Origin of the sequence: Geotalea daltonii FRC-32 (assembly GCF_000022265.1) — a bacterium.
In the GTDB taxonomy this organism is placed as follows: domain Bacteria; phylum Desulfobacterota; class Desulfuromonadia; order Geobacterales; family Geobacteraceae; genus Geotalea; species Geotalea daltonii.
In genome coordinates this window covers 2065119-2087558 of the sequence record NC_011979.1, presented here as the reverse complement: position 1 = coordinate 2087558, position 22440 = coordinate 2065119, and the positions used below count along the sequence as shown (strand labels likewise).

General features: G+C 52.9%; 18 protein-coding genes. 5 read left to right on the top strand and 13 right to left on the bottom strand.

From position 1 onward, the window contains the following. Positions 1-40: 40 nt before the first annotated feature. From GEOB_RS09295 to GEOB_RS09265, 7 genes are all read right to left on the bottom strand, one after another. Positions 41-2107 carry an LPS-assembly protein LptD gene (locus GEOB_RS09295; RefSeq protein ID WP_012646955.1) on the bottom strand — a complete coding sequence of 689 codons (2067 nt, stop codon included), beginning with the start codon at positions 2105-2107 and terminating at the stop codon, positions 41-43. 54 nt (positions 2108-2161) lie between these two features. Next, positions 2162-3436, bottom strand: a complete 1275-nt coding sequence (locus GEOB_RS09290) for a bifunctional folylpolyglutamate synthase/dihydrofolate synthase (protein ID WP_012646954.1) — start codon at positions 3434-3436, stop codon at positions 2162-2164. 132 nt (positions 3437-3568) lie between these two features. Then, positions 3569-4417, bottom strand: a complete 849-nt coding sequence (gene accD / locus GEOB_RS09285; protein WP_012646953.1) for an acetyl-CoA carboxylase, carboxyltransferase subunit beta — start codon at positions 4415-4417, stop codon at positions 3569-3571. Positions 4418-4559: 142 nt separating this feature from the next. Next, the gene (trpA, locus tag GEOB_RS09280) at positions 4560-5354 is read right to left on the bottom strand and encodes a tryptophan synthase subunit alpha (RefSeq protein ID WP_012646952.1); all 795 of its coding nucleotides are present in this window, start codon (positions 5352-5354) and stop codon (positions 4560-4562) included. Positions 5355-5369: 15 nt separating this feature from the next. Then, positions 5370-7601 carry a methyl-accepting chemotaxis protein gene (locus tag GEOB_RS09275; RefSeq protein WP_041267450.1) on the bottom strand — a complete coding sequence of 744 codons (2232 nt, stop codon included), beginning with the start codon at positions 7599-7601 and terminating at the stop codon, positions 5370-5372. A gap of 94 nt (positions 7602-7695) precedes the next feature. After that, complete coding sequence (locus GEOB_RS09270) at positions 7696-8055, bottom strand: hypothetical protein (protein WP_012646950.1); 360 nt, start codon at positions 8053-8055, stop codon at positions 7696-7698. A 33-nt stretch (positions 8056-8088) separates the two neighbouring features. Then, complete coding sequence (locus GEOB_RS09265; protein WP_012646949.1) at positions 8089-9450, bottom strand: hypothetical protein; 1362 nt, start codon at positions 9448-9450, stop codon at positions 8089-8091. A gap of 237 nt (positions 9451-9687) precedes the next feature. Here GEOB_RS09265 and GEOB_RS09260 point away from each other — a divergent pair, with 237 nt between their 5' ends. Both GEOB_RS09260 and GEOB_RS09255 read left to right on the top strand, forming a co-directional pair. Beyond that, positions 9688-11424, top strand: coding sequence for a hypothetical protein (locus GEOB_RS09260; protein ID WP_012646948.1), 1737 nt, complete (start codon positions 9688-9690; stop codon positions 11422-11424). Between the two features lie 284 nt (positions 11425-11708). Continuing rightward, the gene (locus GEOB_RS09255) at positions 11709-13775 is read left to right on the top strand and encodes a cytochrome c3 family protein (RefSeq protein WP_012646947.1); all 2067 of its coding nucleotides are present in this window, start codon (positions 11709-11711) and stop codon (positions 13773-13775) included. A 63-nt stretch (positions 13776-13838) separates the two neighbouring features. Here GEOB_RS09255 and ettA read toward each other — a convergent pair whose 3' ends face one another. The 3 genes from ettA to trpB form a co-directional block, all read right to left on the bottom strand. Next, complete coding sequence (gene ettA, locus GEOB_RS09250) at positions 13839-15749, bottom strand: energy-dependent translational throttle protein EttA (protein WP_012646946.1); 1911 nt, start codon at positions 15747-15749, stop codon at positions 13839-13841. Positions 15750-15843: 94 nt separating this feature from the next. Beyond that, the gene (locus GEOB_RS09245; RefSeq protein WP_012646945.1) at positions 15844-16491 is read right to left on the bottom strand and encodes a transglycosylase SLT domain-containing protein; all 648 of its coding nucleotides are present in this window, start codon (positions 16489-16491) and stop codon (positions 15844-15846) included. 331 nt (positions 16492-16822) lie between these two features. Further along, positions 16823-18046: a tryptophan synthase subunit beta gene (gene trpB, locus GEOB_RS09240; protein WP_407638382.1), complete on the bottom strand. Its 1224-nt coding sequence runs from the start codon at positions 18044-18046 to the stop codon at positions 16823-16825. A 49-nt stretch (positions 18047-18095) separates the two neighbouring features. Between trpB and GEOB_RS09235 the strand changes: the two genes are divergently transcribed. The 3 genes from GEOB_RS09235 to GEOB_RS09225 all read left to right on the top strand — a co-directional run bounded on the left by GEOB_RS09235 (position 18096) and on the right by GEOB_RS09225 (position 20255). Continuing rightward, positions 18096-18572: a tRNA (cytidine(34)-2'-O)-methyltransferase gene (locus tag GEOB_RS09235; protein WP_012646943.1), complete on the top strand. Its 477-nt coding sequence runs from the start codon at positions 18096-18098 to the stop codon at positions 18570-18572. A gap of 16 nt (positions 18573-18588) precedes the next feature. Next, entirely contained in the window at positions 18589-18975 is a 387-nt protein-coding gene (locus GEOB_RS09230) for an HsmA family protein (RefSeq protein ID WP_012646942.1), read from the top strand. A 107-nt stretch (positions 18976-19082) separates the two neighbouring features. Then, complete coding sequence (locus GEOB_RS09225; protein WP_012646941.1) at positions 19083-20255, top strand: hypothetical protein; 1173 nt, start codon at positions 19083-19085, stop codon at positions 20253-20255. A 75-nt stretch (positions 20256-20330) separates the two neighbouring features. Here the strand turns inward: GEOB_RS09225 and GEOB_RS09220 are convergent, their stop codons facing one another. The 3 genes from GEOB_RS09220 to GEOB_RS09210 are packed head-to-tail and all read right to left on the bottom strand — an operon-like array spanning position 20331 to position 22439. Continuing rightward, entirely contained in the window at positions 20331-21296 is a 966-nt protein-coding gene (locus GEOB_RS09220) for a Tim44 domain-containing protein (RefSeq protein WP_012646940.1), read from the bottom strand. Positions 21297-21346: 50 nt separating this feature from the next. After that, entirely contained in the window at positions 21347-21634 is a 288-nt protein-coding gene (locus tag GEOB_RS09215) for a hypothetical protein (protein WP_012646939.1), read from the bottom strand. A gap of 22 nt (positions 21635-21656) precedes the next feature. Next, the gene (locus GEOB_RS09210) at positions 21657-22439 is read right to left on the bottom strand and encodes an HD domain-containing protein (protein WP_012646938.1); all 783 of its coding nucleotides are present in this window, start codon (positions 22437-22439) and stop codon (positions 21657-21659) included. Between the last annotated feature and the right edge of the window lies 1 nt (position 22440).

The window sequence follows — 22440 nt, the reverse complement described above, 5'->3', positions numbered from 1 at the left end:
CTGTCTCACCCTGCTGAGTATTTATAAATTGTGCGAAGCTTTAGAAAGTCTTCAGGGGACCGACGGCACCCACCCCGGCCAGGGTGAAGGTCAGCATGAATTCCCGATTATCCGGCCGGTCACGATAGGACAAGGTCACTCCCCAGCACTGATGCTTGTATTCAAGTGCGTAGATAGACTCAAGAAAATCACCCTTGTCGAAAGAATAGCGGCCAGTGTAATTGAAAACAAAGGGTTTTACAAGACCAACGCCGAGTGTACCTTCCAGGTACTCCAGCGAGTCCCTGGTAAAGCGATAGCCGACCCCGAACCTGTTGCCGTTTTCCCCATCGTATCCGGCAGCAAGGATGGTCGAGGAAAAGCTTCCCCGGTAGGTGTTGAAACGGCTGTCAAGGTCCAATGACAGCCCGTTCATGGGCGACAGCCGTGACTGGATCCTGAGATCGGTCAGCGACCTCCCTTCGTCCACCAAGGTCAGCAGGTCGCGGCGGGAACCGGTAGCCTGGTATCCTTGGCTCAGCCGCAAAAACATGATTTCCCGATAAAGGGAAGACCCGTCGGCCTGGGTGAATTTTCCGGTGACATAGTTGGCCAATGAAAGGGTGACCAGATTCTGCCCCAGCATCCGGTCGTCATAGTCGAAAAAGGGAAGTTCATCCTGATTGCGTTCCTGAACGAAAGAATAGGCAACCTCCGGTATCAGCAGATGGCGCACCTTGGGCATCGACAGCATCCGGGTATCGAATATCCTGGCGAAGCGGCTCGATACGGTCAGCCCGGCATCGGCAACGCCTTCGCCATGGGTACCATTACCCGAATCGCCGCCGTAGGCATTGTAAAGACGCTGGCTGTAGCCTGCAGAAGCCGATAGATCGAGGAAACCCGCTTGAAAATACGAGGTAACCGTGGGGTGCACGGTAAAGCGCTGCCCTTCAATTCCCTGTGGGCGGTAAAAATTTACGGCGCTTGAATCCAGTGAAAAGAAAAAGGGGCTGTCGCCGATCTTGCGCCGGACAGCCGTAAAGGAAACAGAGGGAAGCCTCTGCAGGGTCGTTTTGTCGCTGCTGCCGATGTCGACGTTTTGCACATAGCCCAATTCCGCGTTCAGTACCTGGTCCTGCCAATGCTTTGTCAAGGCCGCCCTTGAATCCAGGTACTGGCGGTTATATTCCCCGGCATCGTTGGTAAAGTCCCGGTAAAAGTCCCGGTCACTCACCAGATTGATGTCAGACCTGAAGGTGAGGCTACCGGCAGTGGCATCCACATGCCGCTGAAGGATATCGCCGCGGAATCTTGACTGGGAGGTATCGTAAATGCCGTAGCCGGCAATTGACCCTTCGCTTCCCCCCTTGGCCATGTAGCGGTAATCGATACCGGTACCCACCCCGCGTTTGGTTTGGATGTCCAGATTGAGGGTGGCATCCTGGCTCGGGGTGATGGCCCAGTAAAAGGGAATGTCCAGATAAAATCCTTTTTTCGTAGAATTGCCGAGGCGCGGAAAGAGAAATCCTGACTGCCGTTCGGTTTTAACGGGGAAAATAAAATAGGGAAGATAGAAGAGGGGAACATCCTTCACGTAAAAAAGCACATCGCTGCCGGTCGCATATTCTTCCAGAGTAAGATCCAGATTCCTGGCGGTAAAATGCCAACTGGGAGAATCGCCGTCACAGGTGGTGAAGGCACCCCGCTCCATGTGGTAGTCATCGGTGCCCACCTTGCTCATCAGGCCGCTACGAATATGGAAATTAGGCTTCTTCAGAAAAAGATAGCCATTTGCCACCTCTCCCTGCTCCGTCACCGTATTCAGCCTGACCCGGTCACCATGGAGTGTATCTTCCCCTTTTTCCAGGACAACGTTGCCTTCGGCAATGGCTTCGCCCTCTTCTTCACTGAAAACGGCGCTGTCCGACAGAAGTGTGACGCCGTCATACCTGATACGCACATTGCCTTCGGCCTGAAAAGACGAACTCCTTTCAGCATAGGAAAGGCTGTCGGCAGAAATACGCACCGGTCCCGATGGAGAAACATCGGTGGCCATGGCAGAACTGGCGCAGGCAAGGAAAAAGAGAATTTTGCAAAACGGCCCAAGGGCTCTTGAAAGCTTCATTTAGGACTCTGACAGGCTAAAATTTGAAAAGCTGGACCGATATTAATACTGCTTTCAACCGCGGAACGGCTCGTATTGCCGGGAAAAAAGGGTGGCTCTTGCCTCCCCCACCGTGAAGAGGGACCCGCAGACAAGGATCAGGTCATCGGCCCCGGCCCGACTCCGGGCAGCAGCCAATCCAGCCGTCACGCTCCCCGCATCATGGGCCATCAGCCCTTGTCGACGGCAGAATTCTGCAAGTTCCGCCGCTGGGAGAGCCCGCGGCAACAAAGGTGCTACGGCAAAGACCTCATCGGCGAAAGGCAGGATAGGTCCGAGAATGCCCCCCAGATCCTTGTCCCCCATAACGCCAACGATCAGCAGCAGCCGCCTGCGTGGGATTTCAGACAGGGCACCAGCCAGTGCCGCGCTTCCGGCCGGGTTGTGGGCTCCGTCAAGGAGTATGCGAGGTGAAGTGTTTAGCATCTCCATCCGGCCCGGCCACTTTGCCACTTCGATCCCGGCAGACATGGCAGTCATTGCCATGGAAAATCCCGCCTGGCCAAGGGCCTCCACTGCGGCCAGAGCTACAGCAGCATTGAATTTCTGATAGCTGCCGCAAAGTCCCGGCCTGAGGCCTGCCAGTGAAATGGCCCCCCCTTTGTAGGAAAGGCCGTTTTCCAGCCACTCCGCGTCAAAGTCTCTGCCACAGCAATAGAGGGGGCTGTCCAGTTCACGGCAACGCATTTCCAGTTCCCCCCTTGCGTCAGGCTCTTGGGAGGAAATGACCACCGGTCGCCCCGCCTTGATGATGCCCGCTTTCTCTCTGGCAATGGCAGCAATGGATGACCCCAGATATTCGCTGTGGTCAATAGAGATAGGAGTAATGACCGAGAGAATGCCGTCAAGGGCGTTGGTGGCATCAAAGCTTCCCCCCATGCCTGCTTCCATGACAGCCAAATCCACCTTCTGTTCGGCAAAATGGAGACAGGCCATGGCAGTGACCATTTCAAAAAACGTCGTTTCCGCCGGTGCTGCCGACAGCACCCTCTGCCCCAGCCTGACCACGTCCTCTTCGAAAATTTCCATGCCGTTGATGCGGATTCTCTCGGTGAAGCTGATCAGATGCGGTGAGGTAAAAAGCCCGACGCGATAGCCTCCCTCAGCAAGCATGGATGCCATAAAACACGAGGTGGAGCCTTTGCCGTTGGTACCGGCCACGTGAACGGATTTGAAGGTCGACTGGGGATTATCCAGGGCTTGCAGCAGGGCGGTTATTCGGTCTAAACCCGGCCTGATACCGAAACGGCCAAGGCTGTATATGTGGTTGAGAATCTCCTGATAGGTCATGGCAGGCCGGAATTATAGGGAAAGCACGTGGAAAAGTCTACAGATTTGCGGTAGTGAAGAATATGGAAAACCCCTGCCATTCACCATCCGAAAAGCAGGGGCCTTGGTCCCGGCACCGACAAAACCGTTGAATTATTGCCGGTACAACATCTTCAGCATCTGGGAGAGTTTCTGGCGCATCTCCCTGCGCTCGACAATGATATCGACCATGCCGTGGTCAAGGAGGTACTCAGCCCGCTGGAAACCGGCTGGCAGTTTCTGACGGATGGTCTGTTCGATGACTCGAGGACCGGCAAAACCGATGAGTGCCTTGGGCTCGGACATGTTGATGTCTCCGAGCATGGCGAAGCTTGCAGTTACACCGCCGGTGGTGGGATCGGTGAGGATGGAAATAAAAGGGAGTCCCTTCTCCTTCAGTTTGGCCAGTGCCGCAGAGGTTTTGGCCATCTGCATCAGCGACAGGATACTCTCCTGCATCCTCGCCCCTCCCGATGCAGAGATGATTATCACCGGGGTATGTTTTTCGATACCCCGTTCGATGGCTCGGGTTATCTTTTCGCCGACCACGCTCCCCATGCTGCCCCCCATGAAGGAGAAATCGAAGACGGCAACCTGCAGCGGCGTTCCTTCAATCTTTCCTTCGCCGCAGATGATGGCGTCCTTGGAGCCCCCTTTGGCAACGGCTGCATTGATACGTTCCTGGTAGCTTTTCGAATCCTTGAAGTTGAGGCAGTCCACCGACACAATATTTGCATCATGCTCGACGAAACTCCCTTCATCGAGAAGAATGGCAAGTCTTTTCCGTGCCGAAATGCGGAAATGAAAATTGCATTTTGGGCAGACATTGAGATTGCTCTCGATATCCTTGGATATGATGACTTCGCCGCAACTCTGGCATTTCGTCCAGAGCCCTTCCGGAACGCGAACCCTCTTTTTTTCGGTAGTCGCCTGAACGCCGTTACGTTTACTGAACAAGCCCATATTTGCCCTCTTCATGGCATCATTTGCCGGGTTGGTTTTATTGAAAATGAAATGTTCTATTAGCAGAAAGGATGTGCCAAGTCAATTTTTATGGAAGCGACGATGGATTTCCTAAGGACTTCAGAGGTTATAATGGTAAGTTTCACGCTGCAATGCCTGCCTTGAGGGCTGAAACCATGGTTGATAACTTCGTGTGGAGCTCTTTGCCGCTGAACTGTTCGAACTGCCTGACAAGGGCACTGCCGACAACGACTCCGTCGGCGACCGAGGCTATGCTGCCGGCCTGAGCCGGGTCGGAAATGCCGAATCCGACAACCACAGGCAGAGTCACCCGTTTCCTGATCTTTTGCACGTCGGAAAACACATTTTCGGCTACGCTTGACCTGGCGCCGGTAACACCCGTAACCGAGACGTAGTAGATGAAACCACTTCCCAGGTGCGCCACTTTCCTGATTCGTTCCTCATCGGAAGTTGGAGTCAGGAGAAAGATAACCGCCAATCCGCTCCTGTCGGCAATGGCCTTGAATTCCCCGGCTTCCTCCGGCGGCAGGTCTACCAGCAGAACCCCGTCCACACCGGCAGCAACGGCATCAGAAACAAATCGCTCTACGCCGTGAAGAAAAATCGGATTGTAATAGCCCATCAGAATGATAGGTATCTGGGTCTTTCTGCGTACCGATTTTACTGTGGCTAAAATTTTTGGCAAAGTGGTACCGGCTGCCAAAGCACGCTCCGAAGACAGTTGTATGGTGGGACCGTCAGCCATGGGATCCGAAAATGGAACCCCCAGTTCTATCAGGTCGGCACCTGCTTTCTCCAGATCGATGATCAGTGATTCGGTTGTTTCAAGGTCCGGATCACCGGCGGTAATAAAAGTTACCAGCGCCTTTTTTTTGTTTTTTGCCAGCTTGGCAAAAGTATTGTCAATTCTGCCCATCACGAGTTCTCCGAATTATGCCGTTTCCTCAAGTTCAGTAACTTCTTCCTCGTCCACCTTGAACATGTCCATCTCCTTGCGCAGGACTTCGATCTGGCGGAAAAGGCCCGAAACCGCTTCGTTCATGGCACCGGTGGCCTCCAGGTTGATATGGGTCGACTGCTGAATGTCCTCGACGGCGACAACGATCTGCTCGCTGCCCCGGTTCTGTTCATCACAGGCGCGTTTTATCTGCTGAATCATGTCGGTTATGTTTTCCGTTGATTTGGCAATGAAGCTGCCGACTTTGCTCTGCTCCCGGGTAGAAGACCTGACCTGTCCGGTGAGTGCCTTCATTTTTTCCACGGCGGTCATAATCAATTCGCTTCCCTGCCCCTGCTCGCGAGTGGCCTTGGCAATCTGCTCCACCATCTCGGACACCTGCTCCATTGCTTCGCGGATCATCTGGCTGCCCTTTGCCTGCTCGACAGTGGCGCGGGCTATCTCATCCACCTGTTCGGTTGCTTTCTGCACCCCGGTTACGATCTTGTTCAACGCTTCACCGGATTTCCGTGACAGGAGCTCGCCGTCGGCAATGCTCTTTTCAGCCTGCTCCATTGCCTTTACCGCCCGGTGAGTCTCATCCTGCACGGCTTTGATGACCATGGCAATTTCCCTGGTGGAACTGCTGGTACGTTCGGCAAGTTCTTTTATCTCGTCGGCCACCACGGCAAACCCCTTGCCGTGCTCCCCAGCCTGCGCAGCAATAATGGCTGCATTCAGGGCCAAAAGATTTGTCTGCTCCGCCACCTCGTCGATAACTGAAAGAATGGCGCCAATATCGGTGGTCCGTCCGGAGAGAGTATCAATAACTTCGTAGGTAATGCGGGAAGAACGCTTGATCTCATCAATACCTTCGATGGTAGCCTCAACGGCTTCCTTGCCGGTTTCAGCATCCTTGCGGACTTCATCGGAGATGGCAGCTGTCTCCATGGCATTTCTTTCCACCTGCTTGATGGTGCTGTCCATTTCCATAACCGACGAAGCAGTTGACGTGGCCACATCGAGAAGGCTCACCACCCCGTTGCCGATCTGCTTGATGGATGCGGCCATCTGGGTGATGGAAGAACTCACATCCTCAACGGAATGGGAAAGTGTTTCAACATTCTGGGCAACCTCTTCGACACTGGCGGCCATTTCGAGAATAGAGGAAGAGCTTTCGGAGGCGGAAAGGGACAGGCTGTCCACCCCCCTGGCAACCCCTTTGACCGAGGTATTTATCTGGGAAATAGCCGCAGAAGTGTTGTTGACACTGTCAGCCTGTATTCTGGCAGTATCGACAACCTTCTGGGATGACTCATTTATGGTACCGGAGATAGAGGTGAGCTCGGCAGCAGATCGATTGACTTTACCGACCACCACGGAGAGTTTTGCAGCCATGACGTTGAAATCCGCACCAAGTTTTCCCAACTCGTCGCCGGAATCAACAGCTACCCTTGTGGTAAGATTTCCATCTGCACCTTCATCAAGTGCTTTTGCCATTGAATGGATGCGCGTAACGATATTCCTTGTGGTTTTGATACCCAGGAGTATACCGAGAATGACCGCTGCGATAATCACAACGACAAAGGCGATCACCGAAGTGCTCTGAATCTCATGAACCTGCTTGTCCGCCTTGGTCATCTGCGTTCCGACCTCAAGGAGCAGATCATCAGTGTCGGCCTTTGCCTTTTCAATCGCATCGGCAATATCTTCCTGGGCAAGCTTGTTGAGCCTGTTGTCAGCCAGGGCAGCCATTGCTGCCTGATCTACGACACCAGGCTTCACGCCTTTCAGCAGGCCCTCCTTGTGAGCCAGAAGTTCGTCAGCTATTTTCTCGAACTCTTCCCAGCTGGCAAGGGCGGCGTTGGTTCGTTGCTCAATAACACTTCCTGCCTTGGCAGGCTTGATGCCGAGTTTGGCATTTCCTTTCAGCATGATTTCGCACTGGCTGCGAAACAAATCCCGCTTCATGCGATAGTCTTCGGCATATTCCTCGAATTTGTCCTTTTCGGCGCGAACCATGGCGGCCTGCATCAGGCTCACATGGCAGTATTTCTGGGTCACTCCCATGAGCAGGACAAGTTTCTGCTGGCTTGCCAGGTTCTGCATGATGTTCTGGATCTGATCCCCCACCCTTTTCATACTCCATGAGCCAAAGGCGCCGGTCAAGGCGACAATCAGGGCCATGATCAGAAAGGAGCCAACCAGGCGATAACTGAGTTTCATATTTTTCACGTGCGAACCCTCGTGATTTCCAAACTATTACAAGGTACGGACTTGCTGAATATTTATGGTTTCGTATAAGTATCGGGCTGAAAGTTTAGTGTTCAGCTTCATTAAGCAGGTAGTTCATCAACTCAACTGTAGCTTTGACCTCCGGCTTGCTCATATTGGAATCGGGCTTGCGCAGCATTTTCACGCCATATGCCTTGGTCGCGTTCCGGTCGAAGATCTGTCCGGAAATAGGTGCAACACCTGTCTGAATGGCCACGATTGTCCTTTCCAGAGTATGGCATTTCACACACTTGGTTTTCATGATCTCATAATTAGCCTTCATTGCCGATGGGAATTTTGCAGGATCAAGCCGCATGCTGTCCCCCCTGCCGATGACTTTCAACCCGGCGTGGGCAGCGGTCGTAGAAAGGCAGAATAAAATCAGAAAAGAAAACACTTTATTCATTTGATATTCCTCCGCAATACTTTGACTCTGTTATCAAAAAGCGTACGTTACACCAAGAAGGGCAATTCGGGAAATTTTCTCCCGCATGTCTTCATATCGGTACTCAAGGGACAGCTTGACGTTCTGCAGTGGTGTGTAAACTACAGCGGGCACATAGCGACGGGTAATCTCCAGCCCGTCATCCTGGTATTCATAACGGAAAAGCACCGCGGCGTCGATCGGTGATCCCAGGTAGTATTCGGCCTCAGAGCCGACGACAACGGAATCCCTCTCCACAGGGGCGCTGCTGTAATCAGGGTTTTCATCCCAGCCGTGGACACCGCTCACCTTGATCCTCAGCCGTTTGTACTGAAGGTCCATGTCGCCACCAGCGCGGTAGAAACGGTTCTGGGCGCCGATACCCGTATCGTCGAAGGTGTTGCGTCCCACATAACCGAAGCCGCCGAAGGTCACCGTCAGATAATCGAAGATGCTCTCGCTTTCCAGGTCCATCTCGGGCTCTTCACCATGGAAATCCGCCCCTCCCAGCTTCAAGGAGATATGGCCGTAACCTTCCTTGCGGTCCTGTCCGTCCCGATCCACTATGCCGCCGGCAACGAAGATCCGTTTCCAGAGGATGGCGTTGGCCTCAAGTGCGTCCTGGCTTGAGGTCTGGGTAAAGCGGCTGGGGAATACTCCGGCAACGCTGTAGGACAGTGGTGCCAATGTGGACGCAGTCGTGATCTTGTTGTTGGATTTCCACAGGTTGAGCTTCGGCTCGAATCGGCCGAACTTGATATTGAACGGGGTGTCGAGAAGGTTGCGCCACTGGAGAAACAACTCGTGGAGATCCCTGCTCCGGCTGGTGCTGTCCTGGGCATGACTGCTGAGGATGTAGGATGCATAAAAGCCGGCCTTGTCCCTGAACGCACCGCCGCCGTTGAGGACAAAGGTGCGGGTGGCGAAATCGAATTTGTGATTATCGGCAGCATCATTGTTGTAGACCACGTTCTGGGTTGCCCTGAACGAAACGGGGAGGAGTTCCGGAATGCCGGAGAGCCACAGTCCTTCGTTTCCCTGCACCCTTTGTTCCGGGGCTCTTTTTTCCTGCCCTTGGCCGGCAGCCGCCTGTGACTTCAGCTGCGCCAGCAGTTCGGGATCGCCTTCACCGGAAACTACCGGACCGGCGGCAGGCGCGGGCGCACTAACCTCCGATTTCTTCACCAAGGGCACATAGCTGTTTTTCTGGAATGCTTCTCCGTACTCGTTCAATTCCGGATATATCGTATGACAGGTGGAACATTCGGTTTTGTGTTGACGGCTGAAAGCTGGAATCGCATGGGCACAGTCGACGGCCACCAGCGGAAGCGCTATTGCTGCCAGCAAAAGCAGGGTAATCGCGGCACGATTTTGCATGAAAAACACCCTCCCCACAGAATTAAAAATACTAAATTAAAGGCAGAAAGCTTTTAAACATCCACCATTTAAACAAAAATGAGCCCAACCACTATTACAATATTGAATCAGGTAAGTCAACTGCCGTGCGTCCAGGCAAAGAAAAATATTTACTAAAACAGTAACCTAACTTATATTTCCCATGCTTTGAAAAATGACAGTCACAATACCGTCATTTTGATTAAAGGAGGCAAATGAATGAGATTGTCTTATCCTCTAACGCTGATTTTATTCTCACTGCTGCTTTTGTTGACAGCGTGCGGCAGCGATAGCAGTGACAGCCTGACCCAATCCACCTTCGCTGCCTCCGATAAATGCATCACCTGCCACAACATCTCCAGCCCTGTGTCAAAGGTAACCGGAGCCAAGATTAACGACGAATGGGCCGCGTCCAGCCACAACCTCATGAGAGGAGCAAGCTGCATCGACTGCCATGGCAGCGGTAACGGCCACCCCAGCAACTGCGGCAGTTGCCACGGCGGCTCCACTGTTGCCGGCACGGGATTCCACAACCCCGACTCTGCCGGTCAGTGCTATAAATGCCATGGTGTCAATGCAACACGTTTCCCACTCGGCGTAGGGGAAAAACACTTCGATGTCTACACCACTCTCAACACCTATGGAGACAAAGTCCCGACCTCCAGCTACGTTGGAACGCAAAACGTCAACAAGTGCACCGGCTGTCATGCTCCCCACCAAAGCACCCTCCTGCCGCAGCACCGGGAATGGGCCGAATCGGGCCACGGGGAAGTCAATGCCGATCCCTGGATCCACTACGACTTCAAGACCATGAACCCATGCAACAGGTGCCACACCACCACCGGATTCTTGAAATACATAAAGACCGGAGATACATCGCCTTGGGCAACGGTTTCAGCTGACAAGAGCAGGGAAATGCTCCGCTGCAACGGTTGCCATACGGATTACTCCTACAAGAGGGTCGACGGCAGGACAAGCGGCGTCAATGGCGTGACCGTTCCCTACGGCAGTTTCAGCAGCGCCATCCTTACCTACGGAAAAGCAAATGAAAGTGCCACCAGCACCACCTATCAGAGCGCAGGAGATTCCAATCTCTGTATCAACTGTCATTCGGGCCTGACCTCAGGCAGGAACTTCTTCGGTACCTACCCCGGTACTGCCCAGACAACGGCAAAAAATTCCCATTATTTCGCAGCCGCAGGCACCCTCTACGGTACCCTGGGCTATGAATACCGCCCCCATAGCGATTACCAGCTTATCTACAACGGCGGTGTCTATTTCATGCACGGTGAACTGGGCATCAAAAATGTGATCAAAACCTACACGGTAAATCTGGGCACCACCCGTGGTCCCTGCGTTGCCTGCCATATGTACGACGACAACCACACAATGAAGGTGGTGGAACTGGATGGTACTGGACCCAAAAGTCCCAGGGAGGTTATCAACGCAACGATCTCTTCCTTCCCGGCAAACGACCGTGTCTGTGTCAAGTGCCACGTGGGGAGCGTCTCTCTGGCATTCGGAGACCCAGCCGACATACGCACCCTGAAGGCCGAATATGCCGAAAGGCTCAAGGAACTGGAGGACGCCCTGGCTGCGAAGGGGATATACTATGACCCGGACCGCGTCCCCTATTTCTGGCCCGGGGGAGTGAACCACAATGACCGGACGAAAGCCTACGGCTACGCAGGTAACACTACCGTGACGCCACCGGTCCCGGCTCAGGCTCCATGGCCTAACGAGGGGACACTCGGTGCCGCCTTCAACCTGAATCTCTGCTTCCGTGACCCCGGCGGCTATGCTCACAATCACCGCTACACAGCGCGACTTATCTATGACTCTCTCGATTTTCTCGATGATGGGTTGTTGAATGAATCATATGTGAGTACCGCGTTCCCGTCAGGGTTCTTTCAAAGACAGGATGGAACTTTCTACTCCACCGCCAGACCGTACTAACCTGAAAAGAGAGCCCCCGAAATTCAGGGGCTCTTTTCCATTCCCAACTATTAACGGGTCACAAAAGAATGCCTTCTCCCTTCCAGTATTTCCCACCATGCATGCATTTCCATCCGGCGTGGCCACGATGCTTTAATTGGTGGGTTGCCTCCGTTCCACATGGGGCGGGTGTCCGCTCGCCGCTGTAGCTCGTCACTCTCTCCCGATGCCACGACTGTCTTCCCGGGAAATGTCTGAAGAACCATAATAAACAATGCTTTTATAGTAAAGGAGGCAGCACCAGCATGAAATATTGCCGATTAATGTTCCTGTTATTCACACTGTTATTGGGTGGCTGCGGAAGTGATAAAACCAGTCAGAATGGGTCAACCTTTGCTGCCTCGGAAAAATGCATTGACTGCCACAATACATCACAGGCTATTTCATCCGTTACCGGTGCAAAAATCAATGATGAGTGGGCACGGTCGGCACACGGGACACTTCATGGAGCCAGCTGCATCGACTGCCACGGCAGCGGCAACGGCCATCCAAACACCTGCGGCAGCTGCCACGGCGGCTCGACAACGGCCGGGCTTGAATTCTACAACCCTGAAAAAGCCGGCATGTGTGGCAAATGCCATAATGCAACAACCGGCTACGATGCTCGCAAGAGTTACGCCGGTCTGCCGCTTAACACACAGAGCGCCCATTTCAACAACATGACCGGCTATGAGTACCCGGCATCCTTTGTTTCTTATAATTATGTAAACAACTGCCGCAAGTGCCATAATCCTCACGACACCAGTACCTTGATCACGTACAACAAGGACTGGTCGCGCAGCGGGCATGGCACTACTCTTGGCCTGGAAAATCCAAATGAAACGAGTGCCCCCATCCAATACGATTTCCGTAACATTTCCCGGGAGGAAGTCGATTTCAAGACCGCAGGTTCGTTCGGTCCGGCATCGCAGCAGTGGAGCGATAATTCTACAGGCACAGCCAGCGCCACTTACAACTCCGGCTGTCTCCGCTGCCACACCTCGACCGGTTTCATCAATTATGTCAAATCGGGATTTACCAATCTCAGTCCCTTTGGACCCGCCGATCCTAAAACCGGAAAGCCATATCGGCTTGACGATTATATGAACCTGCCAAGCGCCACCTTTTCCGCCCTTAGAAGCAGGCTTTCATCAGACAAGACGAGGGAGTTGACCAACTGCGACGTCTGTCATGACGACGGCAAGGGGAACACCTACAATTTCAAATTGCGCAAAGTGCCCCAAACCCTCATCTATGCCAACTACTCCGGAAGGCCGGCAAGTAAAATAACTCGTGCCGTTCGGTCTGTAGTGACATTCGATGATGCGGGAGATTCCAACCTGTGCGTCGCCTGCCACTCAGGGCGGCTTGTGGGTAATACCATCAAGATGGCCGACTTAAGGGGTATCGATTGGGCGAGTACCGGAAGGATCGTCAACCATTTCCGTGGCGCAGCCCAGATGCTCTATCAAAAAGGTGGCTTCGAGTTCTATACCAGCGCCGCCATGTACTCAAGCGACAAGTTTTCCCATCGCTACATCGGCATGAATCAGACAGCACCGAACGGCAAAGGGCCTTTCGCCGGCGACAGCCGCGGCCATGGTCCCTGCATTGGCTGTCACCTGAACAGCAATGGCTCCGACGGCGCCACGTCCCATACATTCCTGCCCGTCAATCGCGAAGCAAGCAACACCTATCTGCATGATGTCAGGAATCCGGCCCTGCCGATCACAGCGATAACCAGCAGAGCCTGCGCCACCTGCCATACCGGTTCCAATGCCTGGACACCGGCAAAACTGCAAGCGGAAAAGGATGATTTCCGCGCCGCAGTTGAAGCCTTCAGACAGGTACTAGCCTTTGCTCTCGACGTCCGCCTGACAAGAGTGGATTTCGATACCCAGGGACGGGTTCCCACCTCCAGCAACTGGTACGGGACCAACACTACAGGCCAGATCATTCAGCCCTGGCTGCGTTCTGCCAGTACCAACGAGACCGTCCCCGGCTCCGGCTTCATCGATCCGGTTGACGGCGGAAGTCCGAAGTTAATACGTAAAGCCGCCTATAACATGGGAGCAACCTACAACTGGTTCATGTTTTATTACGACCCCGGTGCTTTTGCCCATAATCCCGCCTACGCCAAAAGGCTCATGTATGATTCCATAGACTGGCTCGATGATGGTTTGTTGAATAGCAGCGTCAGCACCACGTTCAATGGAACTCTTCACGGCTTGAACGACGATCTTACGCTCAGCACCAAGCTCGGCGCCACCACATGGCAACGAGCATATAACTACCTGTTGGCTGAATCCGGTGGAGGACGACCGGTGCCATAGGCCCAACAAAAAACCCGCCCTTTTCAAGGGGCGGGTTTTTTCAGCCATCTTAACTTATGCAGTTCAGCTGTTACCTTCTTTCTTCAGTTCAAGCTCTTCCCAGCGTCCATATTTGTCGGCCAGTTCACGCTCCACCCCGGTATAGCGGGCTGAAATTCCGGCAATACCCCCTTCGGCCTGCTCATAATGCAGTGGATCGGCAAGCATTGCCTCCAGGGCCGACTTTTGCTGCTCCAGATCCTCAATCACCAGTTCCAGCTTTTCCAGCTCGATCCGCTCGCCATAGGTGAGTCCCTTTTTTGCCTTAGGTTCAGCATAAACGGGTTTACCTGGCTTCCGCTCCTCTTTCCTGCTTTCGACCTTCTCTTCCAGCCGTGCCTGCTCCCTGCGCTCACGATACTGGGTGTAGTTTCCCTCGTAAAAGACGGCCCTGCCGTTTCCTTCAAAAGCAAGGATGCCGGTGGCTACCTTGTCCAAAAAGAAACGATCGTGGGTAACCATCAGGACACAGCCAGGGAAACTGGACAGCGACTCGTCAAGCAGCTGCAAGGTGGGAATGTCCAGATCATTGGTCGGCTCATCGAGAATAAGCAGGTTGGCATCCTGAAGCATCAGCCTTGCCATTATGAGGCGGCTTTTCTCTCCCCCGGAAAGGGTGCCGATTTTACGTCTTCGATCGGAGGCAGAAAAGAGAAAGTCCTCCAGGTAGCCGATTTTATGGCGTTTGTCCGGACCGACCTGCACGTAATCCCCTTCGCCGAGAAAATCATAAATCGCCTGCTCAGGGTCGAGTATGTCACGGGCCTGATCGAAATAAGCTATGCGCGTCTTTTTGCCGATGATGACGGAGCCCTTATCGGGACACTCCTCCCCCATGATCATCTTCAACAGGGTGCTCTTGCCACAACCATTAGGACCGATGATGCCGATGCGATCCCCCCGCTTCATCAGGAATGTCAGGTCTGAAAGCAGTATCCGCGGACCGAATGATTTGGTGAGAGCGTGAAATTCCAGGACTGTTCCGCCAAGGGTTTCCTCGGTGGTGAAGGCGATCCTGCTGTCCTTTGCCTGCGGGACGACGTTCTTTTCCTGCAGGGCTTGATAGCGGTCGATGCGGGCCTTCTGTTTGGTGGATCTTGCCTTGGCCCCGCGCCTGATCCAGGCGGTTTCCACACGCAGCAGGTTCAAAAGACGCGAACGTGAATGTTCTTCCTGAAGAAGCTGCTGCTCCTTCTGTTCCAAATAGCTGGTATAGCCGCCGCTGAATGAGGAAATCACCCCTTCATCCAGCTCCAGCATCCGGGTTGCCACCTGATCGAGAAAATACCTGTCGTGGGTAATGAGCAGTACCGCCCCCGGATAACTCTTGAGATATTCCTGCAGCCATTGGGTGGTATCCGCATCCAAATGGTTGGTGGGTTCGTCCAGCATGAGCAGGTCGGGCGCCTCGAGAAGCAACTTGGCCAAAGCCACCCGTCGCTTGGTGCCGCCGGAAAGTTCAGCGATCCGCTGGTCCGGTTCGGGAAGCTGCAGATGGGTCATTATTTCCGCAACCCGGTAGTCGGTGTTCCACCCCCCGTGATGCTCTATCCAGCCGGAAAGCTCCCCCTGTCTGTTCAAAAGGCGGTCAATATCCGGGGAGCCGCTCGCCATTCGAGCAGACAGCTCATTGAACTCTGCCATGGCCTGACGTATTTCTTTCAGTCCACGCTCGATCTCCTCGGCCACGGTCAAATCCAGGTCCAGTGCCGGTTCTTGGGACAAATAACCGGTTGTTGCGCCACGTTTAGTGGCTATAACTCCGCCTTCACTATCCTCCAGCCCCCCGAGGATCATGAGCAGGGTTGATTTACCGGCACCGTTTCTGCCGATGAGACCGATCTTTTCATCTTCCCCAATGGCAAAAGTGATATGGTCAATGACCTTCCTGGCACCGAAACTCTTTTCCAGACCAACGACATCTATAACATTCATTTAATTTTCTCTTTCAAAAAGACTGGGCGGATCCTTTCGGACCCGCCCAGCATAGCACATTCAGATTGTCAGCAACACCGGATTCGTATTCCGGTTATGAAGGCTGTTCTGCCTTATATTGCTTTACCACTGCCTCTTTGAGCCCTAATTTACCCAGCTCATCGAGAATTTCCCTGCGGAACTGGCGGCGCTTGGCCTCATAAGCATTGGCAGCCGGCCCCACCCCGCAGTATAGTTTTTTTGCCCTGACCAGGTCTCCCTTGGCCATATCCATCTTGCTCAGCAGTTCTCGAACTGCAGCAGCGGCACATTTTTCATCGTCAGCCATGTCTTCAGGCTCATAGCCATGGCTCCTTGCCCTGTATGGCATCAGCTGCCATACGCCAAGGGCGCCTTTATGGGACACGGCCCTTGCCGAAAGTCTATGGTTGCCTGTCTCTGCCAAGGCAATTTCTGCCAAATCCATCGGCATGAATGAAGTCCCAAGCGTTTTCAAGTAGCAAAGCGCGGCCAGCCAGCGTGCCCGCTCCGGATTGGTCCGGCGGGCAAAGGCCGCGGCTATGGCGGGGACCTGGCGCCTTCTTTCCTCCAGATTTATCCCTTTTTCCATCACCTTGCGAATCTCGCGATCGAGCTCCGTGTCTCCGCCAACAACAGGCGCTTGAGCCTGGTTTACATGAGACTTGTCGCACGATACCCCCATGAGAAGCATTGCTGCCAAAATCAAGATAGTTTTTTTCATAATAAAGAGTGTCGGTTTTATCAGGCTTTGCCGGCTGGTCCATGCGACCCTCAGAATTTCCAGTATCGTTTCCGGCCAAAATCTCCTTTCTTTGGATTTGAGAATTAATCCATCCTCATTATTAGTGCATTATAATAGATTCACGTTTATTTGCAAGCCGCAATTTTTCCTCCCCCCATTTAAACGCCAAAAGGACCCACTCACCGGGTCCTTTTTCTCTCACCTGTCATTATGGCAGGGTGTCACCTTATATAATAAAAATTTCCGTATGTCAAAGCAAAAATTGGACTTTAGTTGTAGTTTCAGCTAGTTACAACAACAAAACAATATTTTACAACTCAACACCCATCACATCGGCAACGGTATGGATGTCCTTATCCCCCCTGCCGGAGAGACAGACCACTATAGTCTTTTCCCTGGGAAGGGTCGGTGCCAGTCTAATGACATGGGCAATGGCGTGGGATGACTCCAGTGCAGGCAAGATCCCCTCTTCCCTGGTCAGGAGCTTGAATCCTTCCAGTGCCTCATCATCGGTTACCGACACGTATTCCGCACGCCCGGAATCCTTCAGCCAGGCATGCTCAGGACCGACTCCGGGATAATCAAGGCCTGCGGAAATGGAATGGGCATGGGCTATCTGGCCGAATTCATCCTGGAGCAGGTAGGTTTTGTTACCATGTAGAACCCCGACGGTCCCGGCACACAACGGTGCCGCGTGCTTGCCAGAGGCTATTCCATAGCCGGCAGCCTCAACGCCCACCATTTTTACATCCATGTCGTCCATAAATGGATAAAACAGGCCGAGGGCGTTGCTTCCCCCGCCAACGGCAGCCACAAGGTAGTCGGGCAGCTTTCCTTCAACCTTCAGATGCTGTTTTTTCGCCTCACGGCCGATGACGGACTGGAAGTCACGGACCATCAGCGGATAAGGATGGGGGCCGGCAACGGTGCCGATCACGTAAAAGGTGGTCTGGATATGGGTAACCCAGTTCCGCATAGCCTCGTTCATGGCATCCTTCAGGGTGGCAGTGCCTGCAGTGACCGGCGTAACCTTGGCGCCGAGGAGCTTCATGCGGAAAACATTCAGAGATTGCCGCTGAATATCCTCTTCTCCCATGAATACTTCACATTCCATATCAAAAAGAGCAGCAATGGTTGCCGTGGCAACACCATGCTGCCCCGCACCGGTTTCAGCAATAACTCTTTTTTTCCCCATGCGTCGTGCCAGAAGCCCTTGGCCAATTGTATTGTTGACCTTATGGGCTCCGGTATGGTTAAGATCTTCGCGCTTCAGGTAGATTTTAGCGCCACCCAGTTTCTTGCTCAATTTTTCTGCATAGTAGAGTGGATTAGGTCGCCCCACATACTGGTGCAGGTAATAGGCGAATTCCTCCTTGAACTTTCGGTCCTTTTTATAATATTTATATGCCTGCTCCAACTCGAGCAGGGCCGGCATCAGTGTTTCAGAAACATATCTGCCACCGAACTGACCAAAATGTCCTTTGTTGTCAGGGACTCTCACACGGACCTCCAGATACTGAAAATGAGGCTGCATCATATCCCCAGAAATGAAAATTTGCAAGACCGGCAACGGGAGTATGGAAATGGTTAAAAATGAATCTTTCAATATCGTGCTGGTGGAACCGGAAATTCCCCCCAATACCGGCAACATCGCCCGCCTCTGTGGAGCGACAGGAACCATACTGCACCTGGTGGGCAAACTCGGTTTTTCCACCGATGATAAGACCTTGAAAAGGGCAGGTCTGGATTACTGGAGCGAGGTGGAAATACACTATTGGCCGGACCTGGATACACTGAAAGCTGCTTACCCCAATGGACGGTTCATCTACACCAGTAAAAAGGTGGCAAAGACATACGTGGAACTGGAATTCAGGTGCGGGGATTTCATCGTCTTCGGCAAGGAAACCAAGGGCCTGCCCGAAGACCTTATCGAGGCAAACCCGGCAACGTCCGTACGTATCCCCATTTTCGGCAAGGTGCGCAGTCTCAATCTGTCAACTTCTGCGGGCATCGTACTTTACGAAGCATTGCGTCAGACCGGCAGCCTGGAAGGCAAATAAAAACAGGGGGCAGTGTATGCTTGCCAAAGCAGTAATATTCATGAATCTGGCGCTGATCTTTTACACCTATGCGGTCTTCAGCGGCCGCCGGGAAGGTCTGCACCGCAAACACCTGCTGGTTTTCGGCATCGGCCTCTTTTTCGACTACCTGGGCACCCGGCAAATGAATTTCTTTGCCATGGCTTACGGAAAAGCGCCCGAATGGCACAACATCTCAGGCATCTCTTCACTGGCCGGCATGGCTTTCCATTTCCTTCTGGCGCTGATCGCCTCCTGCCTCAACCGCGCCGAGGTCATCAACCGCACCTTTCACCGCGTAAGCCTCACCATTTACAGCCTCTGGCTTATCGCCTTCGCCAGTGGCGCCCTTTCAGGCATGACGCGGGTTATGGTAAAAAAATAACCATCTTGTATTAACAATACTGTTGCAGGTATTTAATATTTTAATTTTACTTTTCAATCTGATGTGTTAATTTGCGTACATTCAATTTAATGAATAAAGGAGAATGTATGAAACAGCGGATTTTTGCATCAATTGCTCTGGCACTACTGGTTGCAGGTTGTGGCGGTGGAGGGAGCAGTAGCAGCGGCACCACCACCGGCGCCACTACAGCCCCGGCCATTTCTTCGCAACCCACTGCCATAGTCAGTGCTGACAGTGGCGCCAAAGCAGCATTGTCCGGAGTGGCTGTCACAGAGGGTGGTTACGACATGGGCAGCAGCTCAAGTAGCTTCCAGGGACTGGCTTTCGGCACCACTAGCGGCCTTAGCAAGGAAACCAGCGCGGTTAAAGGCACCACCATCAACCTGTGGATGCAGCGATTGGCAAATGATGCCGCGCCGCTCAATGCCGTCATCAACTGGCGCAATGGCACCGCCAAAACTGTTGCAGCAACTACGGATATGAGTGCTTCACTCTGCACCACCGGCACCGCCACCATAACAAGCAGTGAATCAGGCGCAAGTATCGACTATAGTAACTGCCGTTTTGGTTCCATTCAGTTAAACGGCACCATCTCTGTCAGCGGTACTTCCAACACCAGCAACACCGTCAGTGCCAACTACAGCATCGGTTCAGCTTCAAGTCCCTTCACTACCACCTTCTATGCCGACACCACATCTAGCGTAAAAGAGTCCGAAGACAGAAGTATCCTTACCATGACCGGTTTCACAGCTAATACGACGACCGGTGCAATTTCTGCCACCCTGAACGGCACATACACTGAAGAAGATTATGTATTAAAAACAAAGTACGAGACCATTATCTCCAATTTCAAAACAAGCTATGAATTCATTAATGGCATTTACTCAGTAGACATCACCGGTGGATCTTTTGTCGACAAGGAATACACCCTCGTCAACGGTGTTTACAACCAGGAGCGTTCGGTGGGAGTCACCTTCCAGAACTTCGGTGTCGACAGATATTTCTCAACAGGTACCTACAGCGTAAACGGCACCTTCGCCATCCAGAGCACCCCTTCAACCTGCATCGATGGTACGTTCGCCATAAAAACCATTACTCCAATCAAGGATGACCGCACGGCAGGCGTAATGACCGTCAATGACAACACGACCATCACCTTCAGCTCGACCGGCGTTACCGTTGCCGTCACAGGTCAGCCAACGAAAACTTATTCCTCATTCTCTGAATTGAGCGGTGTCTGCACCCAATTCGGCCTCTAAAGCAAGCTCTGCAAAAAAAGAAAAAGGGAGGACGGCATTCAGCCGTTCTCCCTTTTTTCATACCTTTACCGGCGGTTACTTCTGGTTAATCGCCGAAAGCCGCCATTGGTTGTTCCCCACCGGCCTGGTGAAAGTCCAGTATTCCTCGAATTTTACCGGATCGGTCTTGCTGCCGGAGACAACCGCTCCCGTTGTATCGTCGGTGGTATAATCCAGCAGGTTTGCGTAAATTTGGGCTGTTATGAAATCCTGCCCCGATTCCTGCCAGACCTCGGCAATCTCCACATTGCGCACGGCGATATTTTCCAGCCGGTTCACCTGCCTGTCGCGCAGGAGCCGTTCCACATCCTCCTGCAGGATACGCCTCATCTCATCGGTGAAAATTCCGTTCACCGGTGACAGATCCCGATTCATCCAGGCCCCTTGAACCTTGAAGAACATGTCCATGACCCCATCGTTGAAACGCTGCTCGTCAAAGGAGGGGTCCATCTGCCGGATATGGGAAAGCCCTGTAGTCAAGTCATCGGACGCAGGCTGAACTGCCTCATAGCCACTGCCGCTGGAAATGGGAGTCACCGTCCCCCCTTGATATCCTGTCTGTCCATAGGTGGCTGGGGCAGTTTCACGATTTTTTTTTACAAAGCGATAGATGAGATAGCCGATACCGGCCAGAAGCAGGATCTCGAAAAGTCCGATACCGCCGCCCCCCATAGCTCCACCTCCGCCGAACCCCAGACTCCTGAAGAGCATGCCGCCGAGCATTCCCCCCATGATCCCGCCCGCCATGCTGCGTAAGAAGCCGCCTCCCGGTTGCTGCTGGTATGGGGAACGGGAATATGTTCCGGCCCCTGGATTCGATGGACTGGTCTGATAAGGACTGGTCCTGGTGGATGGGCTGGCAGGCGCGGAATAGCTGCGCGAGCCACGACTTCCACTGGAACGACCTCCCCCAATCCGGGCATCGGCTGCGGATTCCATGAAGGTCACTGTCAGAAGCGAAAGAACTGCAAAGACTGCCATTATTCTCGCTGTTTTTTTCATTTTTTTACTCCTTGTGTTATCAGCTGTATTGCTTGCGGACCAACCTGTTTCTATTGCTTTTTTTCTGCATTGAATCTTTCAACGGCATAGTTCCATCCAGAGATCACTCCGGCCAGATCATTGTCCGCCTTGTTCAGACAGGCTAAAATACAGCCCCGGTAGCCTTTCATCTCCTTGTTGTACTGGTCCACGTCCTTGCCGGCTTTTTCCATCTCCCTGGCGTCGGCTCGATCCGATGGCAGCTCCGGTTTTGGCGGCTGTTTACATATGCAGTCGGCAAAGCTAGTCCCCACCGAGGAAAACAAAAGCAGCAGAATAAGCAGATTGAAAAATTTCATATTACTTCTCCAAAAGTACAGACTATGTCAATCTTTCATGAACAAATGTCTTGAGGGTGACCACGGCATCCAGGATTCTCTCGTCTTTCGGCAATGTTGCCGAGAGATGGTCTATATAAGCCCGCTCCTGCAATATTCTGAACGAGGTAGTGAAGTTCAGGTCGAAGACCCAGGAAAGCTGCAGTAGCTTGAAGTCATTCAAAGTCTTCAGCATGGACAGGCTCACCATGCGCCTGCTGTTCAGAGTTGCCAGCACTTCAGGAGAGTATTCGGGAAGGTCGGGAAAGCCGAGTCCAGCCGCCGAGGCACGCTCAGTCTCCGGCAAAGCATAAAAGTCTATGAAAACACGCCAGATATCAAGTTTGTCGGCATCACGGATCAGCTTCAAAAACAGGATTTCTTCCTGAGTCAGGTTCTGCGGGATGCTAAAGACATTGTGCAGCCGAACGGACTTCAGGATGAGCTCCCGTTCAGCGTTGGCGAGGGCGGCAAGCACATTTTTTTCCTGAAGAATATCGGCACTTAGGGCAGCATGATTTATGGAGTCGCTATCCTTGAACGTCTTGTAGCGGCGGTACTGTTCAAAACGCCCCAGATCATGAAAGAGAGCAATGATCTCGGCAATGTCCTGCTTTTCCGGGCTAAGCGATTCACCCAGCGTAATAGACCGAATGTTTTCGCAGACCTTGTGGGTGTGGTATTCCTTGAGAGAAAAGTTCCGTTGTTTCTCTTGATCCGAAGAAGCGAAAGAACGGCAATACTCGGCAAACCAGGCCTTTAGTAAGGGAATTTCCAGCATTGTCATT